The organism is Novosphingobium sp. KCTC 2891, from assembly GCF_025938155.1.
In the GTDB taxonomy this organism is placed as follows: domain Bacteria; phylum Pseudomonadota; class Alphaproteobacteria; order Sphingomonadales; family Sphingomonadaceae; genus Novosphingobium.
Genome location: NZ_JAPCZG010000016.1, coordinates 40,103 through 57,449, shown reverse-complemented (window position 1 = coordinate 57,449; position 17,347 = coordinate 40,103). Strand labels below are relative to the sequence as shown.

The 17,347-nt window shown below is 62.7% G+C and carries 11 protein-coding genes; 6 read left to right on the top strand and 5 right to left on the bottom strand.

Features of this window, described 5'->3' with window-relative positions; all coding sequences use genetic code 11:
* The 5 genes from OLX02_RS18935 to OLX02_RS18915 all read right to left on the bottom strand — a co-directional run.
* Nucleotides 1–1,149 (bottom strand): thiolase family protein (locus OLX02_RS18935; RefSeq protein ID WP_264425382.1); only part of this gene is annotated, 1,149 nt, incomplete at its 3' end.
* A gap of 105 nt (nucleotides 1,150–1,254) precedes the next feature.
* Nucleotides 1,255–2,427, bottom strand: a complete 1,173-nt coding sequence (locus OLX02_RS18930; RefSeq protein ID WP_264425381.1) for a 12-oxophytodienoate reductase — start codon at nucleotides 2,425–2,427, stop codon at nucleotides 1,255–1,257.
* A 133-nt stretch (nucleotides 2,428–2,560) separates the two neighbouring features.
* Complete coding sequence (locus tag OLX02_RS18925; RefSeq protein WP_264425380.1) at nucleotides 2,561–4,120, bottom strand: AMP-binding protein; 1,560 nt, start codon at nucleotides 4,118–4,120, stop codon at nucleotides 2,561–2,563.
* Between the two features lie 3 nt (nucleotides 4,121–4,123).
* Entirely contained in the window at nucleotides 4,124–4,882 is a 759-nt protein-coding gene (locus tag OLX02_RS18920) for a crotonase/enoyl-CoA hydratase family protein (protein WP_264425378.1), read from the bottom strand.
* A gap of 30 nt (nucleotides 4,883–4,912) precedes the next feature.
* Entirely contained in the window at nucleotides 4,913–6,022 is a 1,110-nt protein-coding gene (locus tag OLX02_RS18915) for an acyl-CoA dehydrogenase family protein (protein WP_264425375.1), read from the bottom strand.
* A 232-nt stretch (nucleotides 6,023–6,254) separates the two neighbouring features.
* On the opposite strand from OLX02_RS18915, the gene OLX02_RS18910 reads away from it, so the two are divergent.
* The 6 genes from OLX02_RS18910 to OLX02_RS18885 all read left to right on the top strand — a co-directional run bounded on the left by OLX02_RS18910 (nucleotide 6,255) and on the right by OLX02_RS18885 (nucleotide 17,324).
* Nucleotides 6,255–7,988 (top strand): FAD-dependent oxidoreductase, encoded by a 1,734-nt coding sequence (locus tag OLX02_RS18910; protein ID WP_264425374.1) that lies wholly within the window; start codon nucleotides 6,255–6,257, stop codon nucleotides 7,986–7,988.
* A 188-nt stretch (nucleotides 7,989–8,176) separates the two neighbouring features.
* Nucleotides 8,177–8,944: an enoyl-CoA hydratase/isomerase family protein gene (locus OLX02_RS18905; RefSeq protein ID WP_264425373.1), complete on the top strand. Its 768-nt coding sequence runs from the start codon at nucleotides 8,177–8,179 to the stop codon at nucleotides 8,942–8,944.
* An 8-nt stretch (nucleotides 8,945–8,952) separates the two neighbouring features.
* Nucleotides 8,953–9,693, top strand: a complete 741-nt coding sequence (locus OLX02_RS18900) for an SDR family NAD(P)-dependent oxidoreductase (protein WP_264425371.1) — start codon at nucleotides 8,953–8,955, stop codon at nucleotides 9,691–9,693.
* Nucleotides 9,694–9,834: 141 nt separating this feature from the next.
* Nucleotides 9,835–12,189, top strand: a complete 2,355-nt coding sequence (locus OLX02_RS18895; RefSeq protein WP_264425370.1) for a TonB-dependent receptor — start codon at nucleotides 9,835–9,837, stop codon at nucleotides 12,187–12,189.
* Between the two features lie 474 nt (nucleotides 12,190–12,663).
* Nucleotides 12,664–15,120, top strand: coding sequence for a TonB-dependent receptor (locus OLX02_RS18890; protein WP_264425369.1), 2,457 nt, complete (start codon nucleotides 12,664–12,666; stop codon nucleotides 15,118–15,120).
* 119 nt (nucleotides 15,121–15,239) lie between these two features.
* A complete protein-coding gene (locus OLX02_RS18885; protein ID WP_264425367.1) occupies nucleotides 15,240–17,324 on the top strand; it encodes a PQQ-dependent dehydrogenase, methanol/ethanol family in 2,085 nt (694 codons plus the stop codon).
* The last annotated feature ends 23 nt before the right edge of the window (nucleotides 17,325–17,347 follow it).

Sequence of the window (17,347 nt, the reverse complement as noted above, 5' to 3'; positions counted from 1 at the left end):
CTGGCCGCCCGCCTCGCACATCGTCTGCAGGCCATAGCGCCCGCCCGTTTCTTCCAGCCCGTACAGCATCGAGCTCATCAGCCGCGTGCCCGATGCACCCAGCGGATGGCCCAGCGCGATCGCACCGCCGCGCGGGTTCAGCCGCGCAGGGTCGGCCTTGATGTCCTTGAGCCACGCCAGCGGCACCGAGGCGAACGCCTCGTTCACCTCGTAGTGGTCGATATCGTCCACCTTGAGGCCGGCCTTGGCCAGCGCACGCTGCGTCGCCGGGATCGGCGCGGTCAGCATCAGCAGCGGATCGTCGGCGATCACGTCGAACGCCACGAAGCGCGCGCGCGGGCGCAGGCCCAGCTTGCCCGCCATCTTCTCGGACATCACCAGCGCCACCGAGGCGCCATCGGTGATCTGCGAGCTGTTGCCCGCCGTCACGCTCCAGTCGATCTCGGGAAAGCGCGCCGCGATCTCGTCGTTGTTGAACGAGGTCTTGAGCTGCGCCAGCCCTTCGGCCGTGCTCGAGGCGCGGATCGTCTCGTCCTCGCTCACCCGGCCCGCCGGCGTGTCGATCGCCACGATCTCGCGCGCAAGGTGCCCGGCAACGCGGGCCTGCTCGGCCAGCTGGTGCGAACGCGCCGAATAGGCATCCATCGCCTCGCGCGAGATGCCCCAGCGCGCCGCGATCAGTTCGGCCGAGATGCCCTGCCCCACCGTGCCCGGGAACCGCTGCTCATAGGCCACCCCGTGCGGGTCCTTGCCCATGCGCGCACTGCCCATCGGCACCCGGCTCATCGACTCGATCCCGCCCGCAAGCACGATCTCGTAGGCACCCGCCGCAATCCCCTGCGCCGCAAAATGCACCGCCTGCTGGCTCGAACCGCACCGCCGCTCCACCATCGTGCACGGCACGTGCAGCGGATACCCCGCCGCCAGCCACGCCGTGCGCCCCGTCGGAACCGCCTGCTCGCCGGCCTGGCTCACACAGCCCATGATCAGGTCGTCGACCAGACCCGGATCAAGCTTGTTGCGCTCCACGATCCCCACCAGAACCTGCATCAGCAAGTCCGCAGGATGAACCTCGGACAAAGCCCCGCCAGCCTTGCCACGCCCCATCGGCGATCGCGCGATGTCAACGATAACCGGATTGTTCTGCATCACTCGATCGTTCCACATGTTTGCCAATACAACTGAAAAACCTGCTTATCCCCACGCAACAAATCAGCCACGCACTCACAACACCCAAGCAAACGTCCCTGCGCCTCAGGTCAAAACTCGATCATCACTCGAACGATATACACGAGGAAAAGCGCCGGTGCGGAACTTGGCCGCCCACGCCGGATCACCGATGAGCGCGCGGCCCACCGCGACGAGATCGAATTCGCCGTTGGCGAAGCGTTCGAGCAGCGGAGCGTAATCGAAGACCGCCTCGGCCGGCTTGTCGCGATCGTACATCCCCTGGTTGATGCCGACGCCGCCCACTGTCATCGAGGCCTTGCCGGTGACCTTCTTTGCCCAGCCGGCAAGATTGATGGGCGAGCCTTCGAACGCGCCGCGATTGTAGTAACGCACGCTGGCGTCGAACACGTCGACACCGGCTTCAGCCAGCGGGCCCAGAACTTCTGCCAGCTCTTCCGGCGTATCTGCCAGGGTTGCCCGAAAATCCTGCTGCTTCCACTGCGAGAAGCGGAAGAAAATGGGAAAGCCCTCGCCGATTTCGCGGCGGATGCGGCGCACGATCTCGGCCGGGAATTCAGAACGGCGGCGGCGGTCGCCACCCCAACGGTCATCGCGCTGGTTGGTGCCCTCCCACAGGAAGTTGTCGAGCAGGTAGCCATGCGCGCCATGCAGCGCGATGCCGTCAAAACCCACATCGATGGCGTTGCGTGCACACCGCACGAACGCTTCGATCACTTCCTCGATCACCTCCTCGGTCATCGGCTCGCCGATGCGAGAATCTGCGGGGACGCTGGCCGCGTCGATCGAGGTCATCCGGCCAAGCGGCCCCCAGATGCCGGACGGGCTGACCGAGCGCACATCGGGGAACGGGCCGCTGCCGGGCTTGCGCATGGCGCCCTGGTGCCACAGCTGCGGGATGATCTTGCCCCCTGCGGCATGGACCTGCGAGACGACGTTGCGCCAACCTGCCAGCGAAGCATCGCCTGCAAGGTAGGGCACGTCCTGTTCCTGAAGACCGGCATCGCCGAGCGCAGTGGGATGGTCCACCGCCACGCCCTCGGTCACGATCAACCCTGTACCGCCTTCAGCCCGGCGACGGTAATACGCGGCCACGTTCTCGTCCGGCGCGCCGCCCGGGCTGAAACCGCGCGTCATGGGCGACATCACGATACGGTTGGGAAGAACCACATCGCGCAACTGCAAAGGCGTGAACAGCGCCTCTCGCGAGAGAGCGTCAATGGCGAGATAGTCGGTCATGGAGAATCCTGCTTGGGCAATGGCACTTCAAGCAAACCGGATGTGCCAGCCAGAACACAAAGCCAACGCCCCGAGCGAGCCAAGCAAGCCGAGCTACGTCCAGAGACAAGTTGCAGTCATCGCCGCGCGATCATCAGTTCACGCGGCGATCGTGGCCCTGCCAGAACGGCTCGCGCAGCATGCGGCGCAAGATCTTGTTGCCCGCGTTTCGGGGAAGGGACTCCGCCAGATACAGGTGACGCGGCACCTTGAACCGCGCGAGCCTGCCTCCGACCCATTCCTGGATATCCTCAAGGCGGGGATCCGCACCCGGGCGTGGCACCACGATCGCAGCCACTTCTTCACCCCAGCGCGCCGAGGGCACCCCGATCACCGCTACATCGGCCACGTCGGGATGGCTGAAAACCGCGTTTTCCACTTCGGCGGGATACACGTTCTCCCCGCCTGAGATGATCATGTCCTTGGCTCTGTCCAGTACATAGACATAACCTTCCTCGTCGATCCGGCCGATATCGCCGGTACGCAGCCAACCGTCCGCAGTCAGCGTCTCGGCGGTCGCCTGCGGCAGGTTCCAGTAACCGGACATGACGGCCGCCGAACGCACCACGATCTCGCCCGTGGTATCGGGCGGGAGCAAGGCGCCGCCATCGTCCATGACGCCCACTTCCACGCCCGGCATCGCACGCCCCGCAGATCGCAAGCGCCCCGGGATGCCGCAAACATGATCGCCCGGATCCAGCGCCACGACGCCCCCCGACGCCTCGCTCATGCCATACATTTGCACGAAGCCGCAGCCGAACACCTTCAACGCCTGCTGCAATTGCACTTCGGGGATCGGGGCCGCGCCATAAGTGATGTAGCGCAGACTGCCGAAATCGGTGCGCGCGGCGGCGGGGCAATCCATCAGAAGCTGCATCGCGGCAGGTGCCAGCAGGATGTAGTCCGCCCGCTCGCGTTCGATCAGGGATAAAACCTCGACCGGGTCGAACTCACGTGCAAGCGCAATGCGCGCCCCGGCATAGAAACCGAACAGCGCATACGCGGTGCCTGCGATATGCGCCACCGGCAGGACCACGAGCATCGTTGTCTCGGGCTGCGGAAACCATTCAAGGCCCGCCCGGTATCCCGGAGCGCGCAAGGCCAACAGGTTGGCATTGGTCAGAAGCGCGCCCTTGGGATGGCCGGTGGTGCCAGACGTATAGACCTGGAACACGGTGTCGGACGGGCCAGGCAGCGGCACGTGGGTTATGGCGTGTGCGCCCTGCGGGTCTGCCGGGATCGTTTCGGCACCCGGCAGGCCGCAGGCCGCCGCGAGCGTTGCGGCAGGGCTGCCGAACTCGCTGTCGCAGAACAGGCGCATCACGCCGGCGTCGCGAACGATATAACCCCATTCTTCAGCCGCCAGGCGCCAGTTGAGCGGCACCATCACCGCACCAATGCGCGCCAAGGCGAACAGCAGGACGAAATAGCGGTCGCCGTTCTTGCCGAGATAGGCCACCCGGCTGCCCCTACCCACGCCGGTTGCCGCAAGGCCAGCCGCGAGGCGCAAAGCCGCCTCGCGCAATCCGGCGTACGTGATCGTGTGGCCTTCGAACTGGATCGCATCCGCATCGCCGCGAACGCTCGCGTGGTAATCCACAACCTCCCACAGCGTGGTCAGTCGATCATGGTCCAGTGTGAGCGCCGCAGACATCGTTCAGCGCCCCTTCCAGACCGGCGCCCGCTTTTCGGCAAAAGCGGACGCACCCTCGCGGGCGTCTTCCGACTGAAACACTGGCAACGTCAGTTCGTTCTGGCGATCGAACATTTCCGCTTCCGGCCATTCGCGGCTTTCGTTCAAGACCTTGCGGCTGACGGCAACGGCCAAGGGACCGTTGGCGGCAATGATGCGAGCGATACCGATAGCCGTGGCCAGGGCCTCGCCAGCAGGAACCAGGCGATTGATAAGGCCGTGCGCGGACACATGGGTGGCCGGGAAAATCTCACCCGTCAGCACCAGTTCGGAAGCGATCTTGATCGGCAGCTGGCGCGGCAGGCGGACAAGACCACCGGCATTGGCCACCAGTCCGCGCTTCACTTCGGTAAGTCCGAATTTCGCGCTCTCCGAGGCAACGACCATGTCGCACGCGAGCATGATCTCAAAACCGCCGGCCAACGCATAGCCCTCCACCGCGGCGATGAACGGCTTGGCCAGCTTGGCCTGGGCCATACCGGCAAAACCGGTTCCCGGAAGCTTCACGACTTCGCCGCGCAGGAAAGCCTTGAGGTCCATCCCCGCGCAGAAATTGCCGCCCGCGCCGGTAATGACCGCCACGCGGATGGCGTCATCATTGTTGATGCGCTCGACCGCTTCGGCAATGCCCAGCGCGGTTTCCCGGTCCACGGCATTGCGCGCTTCGGGACGGTTGATGGTAATGATGGCGACGCCATCATCGATGGTGAATTCAACGGCCATAGGGAATCCTGTCTGAAACAATAGATCTATTCAGATCGAGCGGGCGATCAGCATCTTCATGATTTCGCTCGATCCACCGTAGATGCGATAAGCACGAGCATCCTTGTACATCTCGGAAATTGGATACTCGAGCATGTATCCGTAACCACCGAACAGCTGCAGGCATTCATCAATGATGAACGCTTGCGCCTCGGTTACAAACAGCTTCGCCATCGACGCCGTAGCCGCATCGAGCTGACCGTGAACCAGCTTCTCGGTGCAGTGGTAAAGGAACGTCTTGGCTACCGTGGCGCGCGTCTTGCAGTCAGCCAGCTTGAACTGTGTGTTCTGCTGCTCGAACAGAGATTTTCCGAACGCTTTGCGCTCGCGCGTATAATCGACGGTCAGCGCCAGCGCAGATTCGATCATGCCCATTGCCTGCCACGCGATGACGAGGCGCTCCTTGGGCAGCATCTCCATCAACATGCGGAAGCCCTGCCCCTCGACACCGCCCAGCAGGTTTTCCACCGGAACGCGCATGTCGGAGAAGAACAGTTCGGTGGTATCGCGCCCTTCCTGGCCCAGCTTGTCAAGAAGCCGGCCCCGCTGGAAGCCTTCCACCTTGTCCACTTCCACCACGAACAGCGAAATGCCGCGTGCGCCCGCCGTCGCGTCGGTCTTGGCCGCAACGATCACGACATCGCAGCCGTAACCGTTAGAAATGAAGGTTTTCTGCCCGTTGATGACGTAGTGGTCACCATCGCGCACCGCCGTGCTCTTCATGCCCTGCAGATCGGAACCGGCGCCCGGTTCGGTCATGGCCACGGCCATGAGCTTCTCGCCCGAGATGGCTCCAGGCAGCAAGCGCTTCCTCAAATCCTCACTGGCGTAGGCCGCGATGTAGGGTGCGACCACGGTGGTGTGCAGCGGAATGGCAAAATGCAGCGCCTGCTTCAGGCCCAGTCGCTCCATCAACAGCGCGTCATAGCGAAAATCGCCGCCGGACCCGCCATATTCTTCGGGAAGCGAACACCCGAGAAGACCCGCCTCGCCCGCAGCCAGCCAGGTCTCGCGATCGACAAAGCCCTGATCGCGCCAGCGTGCCCGCGCGGCGTCATCGGCATGAACATCAAGGAAGCGATCGACCGCTTCTTCGAACATGCGCAGCTCATCGTCCTGCATGAACGATGGCCGTGGGAGATCAAATGCGCCCAAAGCCGAATGCCCCTTTCTCGAAAACTATGTTGCAGCCGCCTCCATAATGGGATTCCTCGATATCGAATTGTCCCGAGGCGCAGTTCCACGATACCCCGGCGGCAGTGCGCCAATGCCTTCTCGCGCGTGCCGCGCATTGCGGTAAGACAGAAGAAAATAGCGGGTAGAGGCAATTCAAATGGGTAAAATCCACGATGTGATCGTCGTAGGCTCTGGCTCGGCGGCTCTGACGGCCGCCTTGCGTGCCTGTGATCATGGCCTCGACGTGCTGATCGTCGAAAAGACCCACAAGATCGGTGGCACTTCGGCCACATCGGGCGGCGTCACCTGGATTCCCAACCATGGCCTAGGCACCAGCGACAGCCGGCAGCAGGCGCTGGACTACATCTATTCCGTTGCAAACGGGCCAATCCGCAAGGATCGCGTGGAAGCCTTCGTCGATGAGGGCCCGCGCATGGTCGCCTACCTCAAGTCGATCGGGATCGAGCCCGTGGTCATGCCCTGGCCGGACTATTTTTCAGAAATGCCGGCAGCCCGCGCGGATCGCTCGATCGTGTTTCCCAAGTATGACGGGCGACGACTGGGGGCCTATTTCCCGCTGGTGCGCGAGCAGTTCACGCGTTTCAAGCTGATGAACCGCTATTCAATGGACTTCGCCGAAGCCAACACCATTTCCACGCGCAGCAAAGGCTGGATGCGGGCCGTTCTGGCCATCATGGCGCGCTACTGGCTTGATTTCGGCACGCGCCGCCTGACGCGCCGCGACCGCATTTTCACGCTGGGCGCAGCAATGATCGGCCCGATGGTGGAACGCCTGCTCAAGCGCGGCGTGGAATTTCGCCTTGGCACGGCGGTGAAGAGCCTGATTGTCGAGGATGGGCGCGTCACCGGCGTCGAAGGCACTCGCTTCGGTCGCAAGGAAGAGTTGCGAGCGCGCCATGGCGTGATCGTCTGCGCCGGTGGCTTTGAATGGAGTCAGAAGCTGCGGGACAAGTTCATGACCGTTCCCGGCGACATCCGCGACAGTTCCACGCCCGAAGGCGCCAACACCGGGCAGATGCTGGAAGCAGGGATGGCCATTGGCGCGGCGACCGAATTCACTGAAACCGGCTGGTTCGTGCCGACAATGTCGATGCCGCTCGTCACCGCGTCGAACTTCGAGGAAATACACCAGTCGGTGTTCGACGTGGGTCGTCCCCACAGCGTTTGCGTCAATCGCAATGGCGATCGCTTCGTCGACGAGGCGTGCGGTTACGACCGCTTCGGCAATGCGATGATGGACGACCAGCTCAAGACCGGGGCCAATGCTCCATGCTGGCACGTGTTCGATGCCACGTTCCGCTCCAAGTTCACGGCCGGCGGCATCATGCCGACCGCGCTGATGCCCGACAGCAAGATCCCGGTGGATTGGTGGGACCATTATATCTTCCGCGCCGACAGCATCCGCGAACTGGCTGCAAAGATCGAAGTAGCCCCCGACAAGCTGGAAGACGTCGTGCGTCGCATGAACGACTATGCCTGCACCGGGGTCGATCCCGAATTCGGGCGTGGCAGTACGGCCTATGACCGCACGTTTGGCGATCCAGCGATCACGCCCAATCCCTGCCTTGGTCCGATCGACAAGGGACCGTTCTATGCCGTGCCCGTGGGGCTTGGCGACCTCGGCTGCAAAGGAGGCCTGAAAGCCGACGCCAAGGCGCGGGTGCTGGATCAAGAAGGGCGCCCCATCCCCGGTCTTTACGCTGCGGGCAACGCTGCGGGTTCGCCCTTTGGCAATTGCTATCCGGGTGCTGGCGGGACGATCGGCCCCGCCATGACCTTTGGATACGTCGCTGCCAATGCGATCGCGCAAGAGGCGAAGTCCTCGTCCGAACTTGGCCAGTTCACCCACAACATGGTCGCTTCCACCTGAGCGGCGACCAACGCGCCGCCCGGTCGCCTTCCTCCCGCCGGGCGGCGCGACATACCCACCTTTCGACCGCGATTTAGCTTCAGTGCAAGTAGGTACATGGCCAAGTTCGGCAGGAGACAAGCTCTGCCCTTGTTATGAACCGGCCGGGTCGGATATTCGATAGCGTCTTCGACGGAGAAGTCCTTGCCATGAATTTCCAGACACTTACGCTGACTTTTGACGGAAACCTCGCCGAGATCCGCTTGATCCGTCCCGATCTTCTCAACCGCTTTGACATGCCCGCGCATATCGAATTCGTCGAAGCAATCGAGCAGATCAAGACGCGACTCCCGCAAGTGCGTGCGCTCGTGCTGTCAGCGGAAGGCCGCGCCTTCTCCGCCGGTGGTGATTTCGAGGAAATGTTGCAGGCCCACGCGGACAAGGACGTGCGCGATGGCATGGTGACCTTTGCCAAGGGCGTCTATTACGGGATCAGCCGCCTGCCCATCCCGGTGATCGTGGCCGTGCAGGGTGCCGCCATTGGTCTTGGCGCCACCATCGCGACGCTTTGCGACATCGTGGTCGCATGGAAAGGCGCCAAGTTCGCCGACACCCACGTCAACGTGGGGCTGGTCGCCGGCGATGGCGGCGTCGTCAGCTGGTCGCAGTCGATCGGCGTCAATCGGGCCAAGCGCTACCTGCTGACCGGCGACATCATTACCGGCGAACAGGCCTATGCTTTCGGCCTTGTCACCGAGCTGGTCGAAACGCCCGAGGATGCATTGCCGCGCGCCCGTGAACTGGCTGCTCGCGCCGCCGCACTGGCTCCGCTGGGCATCAACGGCACCAAGCAGGCGTTTTCGCGCATTACCGACGCGCGCGCGGCCGAAGCCTTCGAATACGGGCTGGAACTCGAAATGGTGGCCATGGCCAGCCCCGATCTTCCGGCAACCATCGAAGCATTGCGCAAGAAGTGAGTGGCGCCATGATCGACGCCTCCGTTCTCTCGCTGTCCGGCAAGAGCGCGCTTGTCGTGGGCGGATCCAGCGGTATCGGCAACGGCGTCGCGCAACTGTTCCGTCAACAGGGCGCCGACGTGCACGTGTGGGGCACCCGCGCCAGCGCGGCCGACTATGACGAGCAAAAGGGATCAGACCTGACGGGGCTGGGCTACTCGCGCGCCGACGTTTCGGTGCCTGCGGACATCGACCAGGCCGACGCTCCGGCCGAACTCGACGTGCTGGTGCTGGCGCAAGGCGCGGTCCAGTACAAGCGCCGCGAGTTCGAGATGGACACGTTCAGGCACGTCATCGACGTGAACCTGACCAGCGTCATGCATTGCTGCACTCGCTTTCACGATACGCTCAAGGCCCGGCAGGGCACGATCATCGTCATCAGCTCGATCGGTGCCTACAAGGCCGTGATCGGCAACCCGGCCTATGCCGCGTCGAAAGCGGGCGTGGTCGGCCTGACCCGGACGCTGGGCGATGCATGGGGCCGCGAAGGGCTGCGCGTGAACGGCATTGCACCCGGCATGATCGCCACCAAGATGACCACGGCAACCACCGAACACCCGGATCGCCTGAAGGCCGCGCTCGACACGATCTCGCTCGGCCGCCTCGGCCTGCCGGAAGACGTGGCCAACATGGCGCTTTTCCTTGTCTCACCACTGGCCTCCTACATCACGGGGCAGACTTTCATCGTCGACGGCGGCCGCAGCCTTTGAGGCAATGCGGATTTCGGCTGAGGGCTGAAATCCGGGTGGGCCGGGTGCTGGCCCATTTCTGATCGACGCAAGAACGGCCGCCAAGCTTCGTGCGGCCGGTTCATCCAGATGACGTGCAATCTATCCATCATGAGGGATACTATGAAAAAGCTTCATGCGCTTCTGGCGTGCTCGGCGGCATTCGCTCCGGCCGCCCTCCTCGCAACCCCCGCCTTCGCTCAGGAAAGCGCAGCCGCCGACGCGCCGGCGCAGGATGAAATCATCGTGACCGCGCGTCGTCGCGGCGAAGATATCGCCCGGGTGCCCACCGCGGTCGCGGCCATTTCTGCCGATGCCCTTGCCCAGCGCAGCATCACCACCCAGGCCGACCTGCAGAGCGCCGTTCCGGGCCTGACGATCCGTGAAACCCAGTCGAACAACAATCTCAGCTATTCGATCCGTGGACAGACGATCGACGCCTTCTCGGGGTCGGCGGCTGCCGTTGTGCCTTACATCAACGAAGTGAACTTCGCTGCGGGCGGCGCATCCAACCTGTATGATATCGAATCCGTCCAGGTTCTGAAGGGACCGCAGGGCACACTGTTCGGCCGCAATGCCACCGGCGGTGCGGTTTTGTTCACCACGACCAAGCCGAAGAACGATCTCGGCGGATATATCAGCGGCGCTTACGGCAATTACAACTACTGGGAAGTCAAGGGTGCGCTGAACGTTCCCATCGTCACTGACAAGGTTCTGTTCCGCGCAGCTTTCGACGTTACGCAACGCGACGGATATATCCACAACGTCTATCGCAACGAGGATCTGGGCGCGGTCGATCGGTGGAGTGCGCGCGGTTCGCTGACCCTGCGTCCTACGGATACGCTGCAGAATACCACCGTGTTCGAATACAGCAAGTCGAAGGGCAACAATACCGGTACGCAGATCTATTCGCTCGACCCGGTAAATACTTATGCAGCGAATCTGTTCAGCCCGATGATGGACACGCTGACCGGCGTTCCGGGTGCATGGCAGGCTTATCTCGCAGCCCATCCCAAGGCCAATCCGGGCGGCCTTGCCGCCACGCTGCAACGCCAGAAGCAGCTCGGTTTCTGGGCGGTCGACACCCTTGCCAACTCTTTCCACGACGGTCGTGACTGGTATGTCACCAACACCACCACGCTGGACGTGACCGATACCATCCAGATCAAGAACATCTTCGGCGCGACGGATTCGTACGCCCATGACACGACCAGCCAGAAGGGCACGCCCTACCTGCTGATCGCCACCACCAACGTCCTGACCGGGGCCGATGGCAATGTCGTGAAGGTCTCCGGCATTTCCGACGAACTCCAGCTTCAGGGCAAGGCGTTTGGCGGTTCGCTCAACTACATCCTTGGCGCTTTCTACCAGAAGACCAAGAATACGATCTTCTACCCCGGATCCTATTTCGACATCCGTCCGGTAGTGCCCACGACGGGCATTCCCTCGGTCGTTGCCTATGACTCGAACTTCAGGAACGAGGACGAGACCAAGGCCATTTTCGCGCATGGTACATATGACCTTTCCAGGGCGACCGGGATCGAAGGCCTGAGCATGAGCTTTGGCGGTCGCTATACTTGGGTGGACGTATCGCTCGTCAACCTGCCCGGTTCGACCTACAGCGCCGGCATACCCGAGATCGCCACCAGCTTCAGCAAGCCCAGCTGGAACTTCGGTCTTGAATACCAGATCAATCCGCATGTCATGGCCTATGTCACCACGCGCGGCAGCTGGCGCAGTGGCGGCCTGAATGGCGTCGCCCCGCCGGTGCTGGCCACCGGCGCCAATGCCGGCGCCCTGTTCCTTTCGGAAACAGCCAAGGACGTGGAAGCGGGTGTGAAGTTCAACGGCCGCGTCATGAATCGGCCGGCCCACCTGTTCATCGCTGCCTACAACCAGTGGATCGACAACGTTCAACGCGTGACGTTCCCGTCTTATCGCGGCGCGTCCATCGCGGTGACGGCCAATGTGCCCAACGCACAGGTCACCGGCTTCGAAGTCGACGGCGCGATCGAGCCGACCGACTGGCTCGAACTGGGCGGCAACCTTGCGTACACCAATGCCCGCTTCACCAACGGCAAGGTCACGCTCTTCGGCAACGATTATACCTTCGACACTTACCCCGACACGCCGAAATGGTCGGGCAGCGCCTATGTGCAAATCACCCTTCCGGTGCCGGAAAGCATGGGCAAGGTCCGCGTTCGTAGCGATGTCTATGCCCAGACCTCCCAATGGTTCTCGAACTTTGGCATCGGTCGTGAGATCGGCACCAATACGCCAGGCTATGCCCTCGTGAACGCGCGGCTCGACTGGACCCATATCCAGGGCACCGGCGTTACCGCCTCGGTCTTTGGCCGCAATCTGTTCAACAAGGGCTATTACGTGGGCGGTCTGGCGCAGGGCATCGCGCTGGGCGCAAACTCGACCAACGTGGGCCGCCCCCGGATGTATGGCGTGGAACTGAAGTTCGAATTCTAATCGTCCGACCCGATCGCGCCCCGGGCGCGACATTCACACGAAAAGGCACGGCATGGCATCGGTCATGCCGTGCCTTTTCATTGGGGCCGATGCCCGCCCGCCGCGACTCATATCATGGTCCTCGTGCCCGCAGATTCCGGTCCGAAGCCTGCGCTTCCACGTCTGCCAGGCGGTAAAATATTGACCTTCCGCAGATCGAATTGACCCCAAGCGCACTGGCGAGCTTTTCGATTGTTCCGGCCCGAGAACGCAACATATGCACCGGCAAAATCAATCGGAGCGCGGCAGCCGCAACGCCCGGATCAAAATTCAGGAGGTGGATGAACTGCTGGTCAGGCCGACCGCGCCGACCAGACAGCGCGGCCCGTCGATACGGGCCTGCGTCGGCGCGCTTTACGCTCAGCCCACGCTCCACATCAGACCTCCGCTTTACGTTCAAGCCTGTACTGCCAAGACCATAATGAGGGAGACAACATGCAGAATATCAAACGTGCATGCCTGGGCCTGTTGATCACGACAACGCTCGCCAGCCTGCCAGCCATCGCTCGGGCAGCAGAAGATACTGCTTCTGGAACCGCAGCGACCACCGCCGAAACCGGCGAAATTCTTGTGACGGCGCGCCGCGTCAGCGAATCCCTCTCCAAGGTTCCGGTTGCGGTCAGCGCACTCGGCGCGGAACAGCTCACCGCCCGCGCGGTCCTTGCAGAATCCGATCTTCAGCGCGGTTTCCCCGGCCTGACGGTTCGCTCGGGTCAGACCAACAACTTGTTCAACTTCTCGATCCGCGGCCAGAGCATCGACCTGTTCAGCGGCTCGCAGCCCGGTGTTCTTCCCTATTACAACGAAGTTCAGCTGTCCTCGTTCAGCACTTCGGGATTTTTCGACCTTCAGTCGATCCAGGTACTGAAGGGCCCTCAGGGCACCCTTTTCGGCCGCAACGCGACGGGGGGCGCCGTGCTGTTTTCGACCGCGAAGCCGACTGACAAGTTTGAAGGGTCCATTACCGGGCGCGTCGGCAACCTGAACTTGCGCCAGGTGCAGGGCTTCATCAACATCCCGGTGGTGACCGACAAGGTCATGCTGCGCGTCGCCGGCGACCTGCAGCGTCGCGACGGCTTCCAATACAATATCTACCAGAACAAGTACCATGGTGAGATTGACCGCGAATCGGGCCGTATCTCGCTGACCTTGAAGCCGATGGAACGCATCAGCAACGATACGGTGTTTCAGTATTCGCGTTCGCGCGGCGACAATCTTCAGATGGAAGCCTGGGCAATCTATGGCTGCGGCCAGCCGGGCGTCAGCAGCATTGCCGCGTGCGTCTATTCTCCCGCCTTGATGAACAACTTCCCCGGCGGATATGCCGCATTCCAGGCGCTGCATCCGGGCACCGAAGCCATGCCCAACGGCTACATCGACCAGTTGGCTTTCCAGAAGAAGCTCGGGATCTACAAGGTCAATTCGTGGAAGCCGTCGTTCCACCGCGCAACCGATTGGTTCGTGACCAACACGACTGCGTTCGAGGCCAGCGACGCGATCACCATCAAGAACATCTTCGGTGTCGGCAGGTCGAAATCGCACGACAGCTACGACAGTGAAGCCGACGGTCCGTTCTACATTCAGAACCAGGATGCCAACAAGGCAACCGTGGCAGACCCGCATTACACGGGCGATTTCGGTGCCCATAACGATGTGAAGAACATTTCCGACGAACTTCAGGTCGTCGGCAAGCTGGACAGCACGGATTTCATCGTCGGTGCTTATATCTCGCGTGAGAAGCGCGGCTTCTACTCCCCGGTCTCGTTCCTCGACGTTGCCCCCTTCGGTGCCTATTTCGGCTATCCTGCGGGCTACGAACAGATCGTCCAGATCAACGACTTCGCCACGAAGGATGTCAGCAAGGCGCTTTACGCTCAGGTGACCCAGGACCTTGGCGGGCTTACCGGCGTCCAGGGCCTGAAGTTCACTGGCGGTATCCGCTATACCTGGGAAACCTTCTCGGCCGAACAGCGCTCGCGCGCTACCCAGCTGCTTTACGTCAATTCGCCGATCAACCCGGCAGCTCCGTTCGAGCAAGTGAAGAACAACAAGCCGAGCTGGAACGTCAGCATCGACTACCAGGCGAGCCGTTCGCTGCTTCTCTATGCAGCGCACCGCGGCAGCTGGCGGTCGGGCGGCGTCAATGGGCAGGGCCCGGCCCGCGCATTGACCGCGGCGCAAGGCGGCAACATCTTCGCACCGGAAACGACGTACGACTTCGAACTGGGCGCAAAGTTCAACGGTATGGCCGGCGATGTTCCGGTCCGTGCGAACCTTGCGGTCTACAACCAGATCATCAAGAACGTACAGCGCGTGGTCTACACCGCGCCACCGGCCGAATATGCCGTTGCCGGCTTGCCGGCGCTGCAGGCTCTCTCGGTGAACCTGCCCAAGGCTCGCGTACGCGGCTTTGAATTCGATCTGGCCTTCAACCCCACGCACTGGCTGGAGCTGGGCGGCAGCCTTACCCACACCGATGCAAAGTTCCTGAACGGAACGACCCTGCTGTTCGGGGCACCGCAGACTTTCGGCACCTACGCCGATACGCCTCGGTGGGCAGGCACTGTCTATGGTGCGATCACCGCGGCATTGCCAGACGATCTGGGTGAAGTCTCGCTGCGCGGGGATATCTATTCCCAGACTGGCCAGTGGTTCGCGAACCAGGGTACGACCCAGGCGCCCGGAACCTATCTGCCGGGTTACTCGCTGGTGAACGCCCGTCTCGATTGGAAGGACGTCGCCGGATCGCCGTTGTCGATGGCCTTGTTCGCCAAGAACATCACCAAGACCGAGTTTTACACCGGCGGTATCGACATCGTGCCATTCGGCATCGCCGGCGTCATTCCGGGCGAACCGCGCACGTATGGCATGGAAGTCACCCTTCGCTTCTAAACCGCCTTGCCGCCCGTATAACCAATACGGGCGGCAATTTTTTGTACGGGACACAAATCTTGAAACAGTTCCACTGCAGGCGCGGATTCATCCATCGGGCAACCATAACGACCGGGCTTATGGCCAGTGCGGCCATGCTTGTCGCGGGGCACCCCGGTTCGGCTCCATCCGTCCATCGCAGTGAGCCGGCAGCCATTCTGAAAGATGGCTCCGACGGGGCCAACTGGGCCGGCTATGGCCGCACTTTTGGCGAGCAGCACTATAGCCCCCTCGATCAGGTGAACGCCCGGAACTTGGGCGACCTGGGGCTTTCGTGGTCGATCGACCTTCCCCCCGGCAATGCCGTGACGCAGCCGCTGGAAGTTGACGGGGTACTCTATTTCACAACGGGCTACAGCGTGGTCCACGCAGTCGATGCAGTCACCGGCGGGGAACTGTGGACGTACGATCCGCACGCCCCTGAAGCGGCCGGCGAGCGCCTGCGCCGCTCGTGGGGATCGCGGGGACTGGGCTACTGGGACGGGCGGATCTATACCGGCACAGTCGATGGCCGCCTGATCGCGCTCGATGCGCGCACCGGGACCGTTGCATGGAGCAGTCAGACGCTGGAAGATGGCGATCTGCGTTACATCACGGCCGCGCCCCGCATTTTCGATGGCAAGGTCATCGTGGGGCATGGGGGCGCGGACAGCTCCGATGCGCGTGGCTATGTCACCGCCTACGACGCCCGGACCGGGGAGCAGGTGTGGCGCTTCTTCACCGTCCCTGGCGATCCCGCCAAGGGATTCGAGAACGCGGCCATGGCGATGGCCGCCAAGACATGGTCGGGCGAATGGTGGAAATTCGGCGGCGGTGGCACGGTTTGGAACGCGCTGTCCTATGACCCGGAAACGCGCACCGTGTTCATCGGCACAGGCAATGGCGCCCCGTGGAATCGCAAGGTCCGCTCTCAGGGCAAGGGCGACAACCTGTTTCTCGCCTCGATCCTCGCGCTTGATGTGAACACCGGCCGCTACAAGTGGCACTACCAGGTCAATCCGGGCGAGACGTGGGACTACAACGCCGCGATGGACATGCACCTGGCCAACCTCAGGATCGGCGGGAAAGTGCGCAAGGTGCTGGTCACGGCGCCCAAGAACGGCTTCCTGTATGTGATCGACCGGACCAACGGCAAGTTCATCTCCGCCGAAAAGATCGCGAAGGTCACCTGGGCCACCCGCATCGACCCCAAAACCGGGCGTCCGGTCGAAGTGGCAGGGGCGCGCTACGAAAACGGCCAAAGCTTTGAATTATGGCCCAGCAACAGCGGTGCCCATTCGCACATGCCAAGCGCCTTCAGCCCACAGACCGGACTTGTCTATGTGCCGGTCGCCGAGGCGGGCCTTGTTTTCACGGACGCAGGACTGGATCTCGCCAACTGGAAACGTACGCCCCACGCCGCCTATGACGTGGGAGCCTACCCCGCGTTCGGCCCTTCGACCAAGTTGCCCGATCCCACCAGCTTCCTCGTGGCATGGAACCCGGCCACGCAAAAACTGGCCTGGAAGGTGGAAACACCCAAGAAATGGAACGGCGGCCTGATGGCCACGGCCGGCAATCTTGTGTTCCAGGGACAGGCCGATGGTCAGTTCAACGCCTATGACGCCCGGACGGGAAAACGGCTGTGGTCGTTTGCGGCACAAGCCCCGGTGCTGGCGGCGCCCATCTCCTATATGGTCGGCGGGCGGCAATACATCACCGTGTTGGCCGGGCCGGGCACGAGTGCCGGCGTGGATGCAAGCGCCATTGCCACGACCAGCGACTATCGCACCACGCAGCGGCGCGTGCTGACGTTCGCGATCGGGGGCACCGCAACCCTGCCCCGGCCCGAACCTGCCGACACGACGCCTCTGGACGATCCGGACTATCGTGAAGACACGGCCTCGGCCACGCGCGGCGCGCGCCTGTTCGGACAATGCTTTTCCTGTCACGGTATCGGCGCCGATGCCGGTGGCGGCGTAGCCCCCGACTTGCGCCGCTCGCCCATTCCCCTGTCATCCGAAGCCTTTGCCGCCGTCGTTCACGAAGGGGCGCTGGTTTCACAGGGAATGCCAATTTTCCCCGAATTTTCGGCACGGGATATGGATGACCTGCGCCAGTACCTGCGCAGCCGGCGTGCAGACCTGCGCTCCGCAAATTCACAACAGATGCGTGCCGGATCATAACAGACGAGCGACGGCCAAGGACG

Excerpts from the sequence above, each read along its gene's own strand:
- OLX02_RS18910 (WP_264425374.1), top strand. The coding sequence starts at position 6,255 with ATGGGTAAAATCCACGATGTGATCGTCGTAGGCTCTGGCTCGGCGGCT.
- OLX02_RS18915 (WP_264425375.1), bottom strand. The coding sequence starts at position 6,022 with ATGTTCGAAGAAGCGGTCGATCGCTTCCTTGATGTTCATGCCGATGAC.
- OLX02_RS18925 (WP_264425380.1), bottom strand. The coding sequence starts at position 4,120 with ATGTCTGCGGCGCTCACACTGGACCATGATCGACTGACCACGCTGTGG.
- OLX02_RS18930 (WP_264425381.1), bottom strand. The coding sequence starts at position 2,427 with ATGACCGACTATCTCGCCATTGACGCTCTCTCGCGAGAGGCGCTGTTC.
- OLX02_RS18900 (WP_264425371.1), top strand. The coding sequence starts at position 8,953 with ATGATCGACGCCTCCGTTCTCTCGCTGTCCGGCAAGAGCGCGCTTGTC.
- OLX02_RS18905 (WP_264425373.1), top strand. The coding sequence starts at position 8,177 with ATGAATTTCCAGACACTTACGCTGACTTTTGACGGAAACCTCGCCGAG.
- OLX02_RS18885 (WP_264425367.1), top strand. The coding sequence starts at position 15,240 with ATGGCCAGTGCGGCCATGCTTGTCGCGGGGCACCCCGGTTCGGCTCCA.
- OLX02_RS18890 (WP_264425369.1), top strand. The coding sequence starts at position 12,664 with ATGCAGAATATCAAACGTGCATGCCTGGGCCTGTTGATCACGACAACG.
- OLX02_RS18895 (WP_264425370.1), top strand. The coding sequence starts at position 9,835 with ATGAAAAAGCTTCATGCGCTTCTGGCGTGCTCGGCGGCATTCGCTCCG.
- OLX02_RS18920 (WP_264425378.1), bottom strand. The coding sequence starts at position 4,882 with ATGGCCGTTGAATTCACCATCGATGATGGCGTCGCCATCATTACCATC.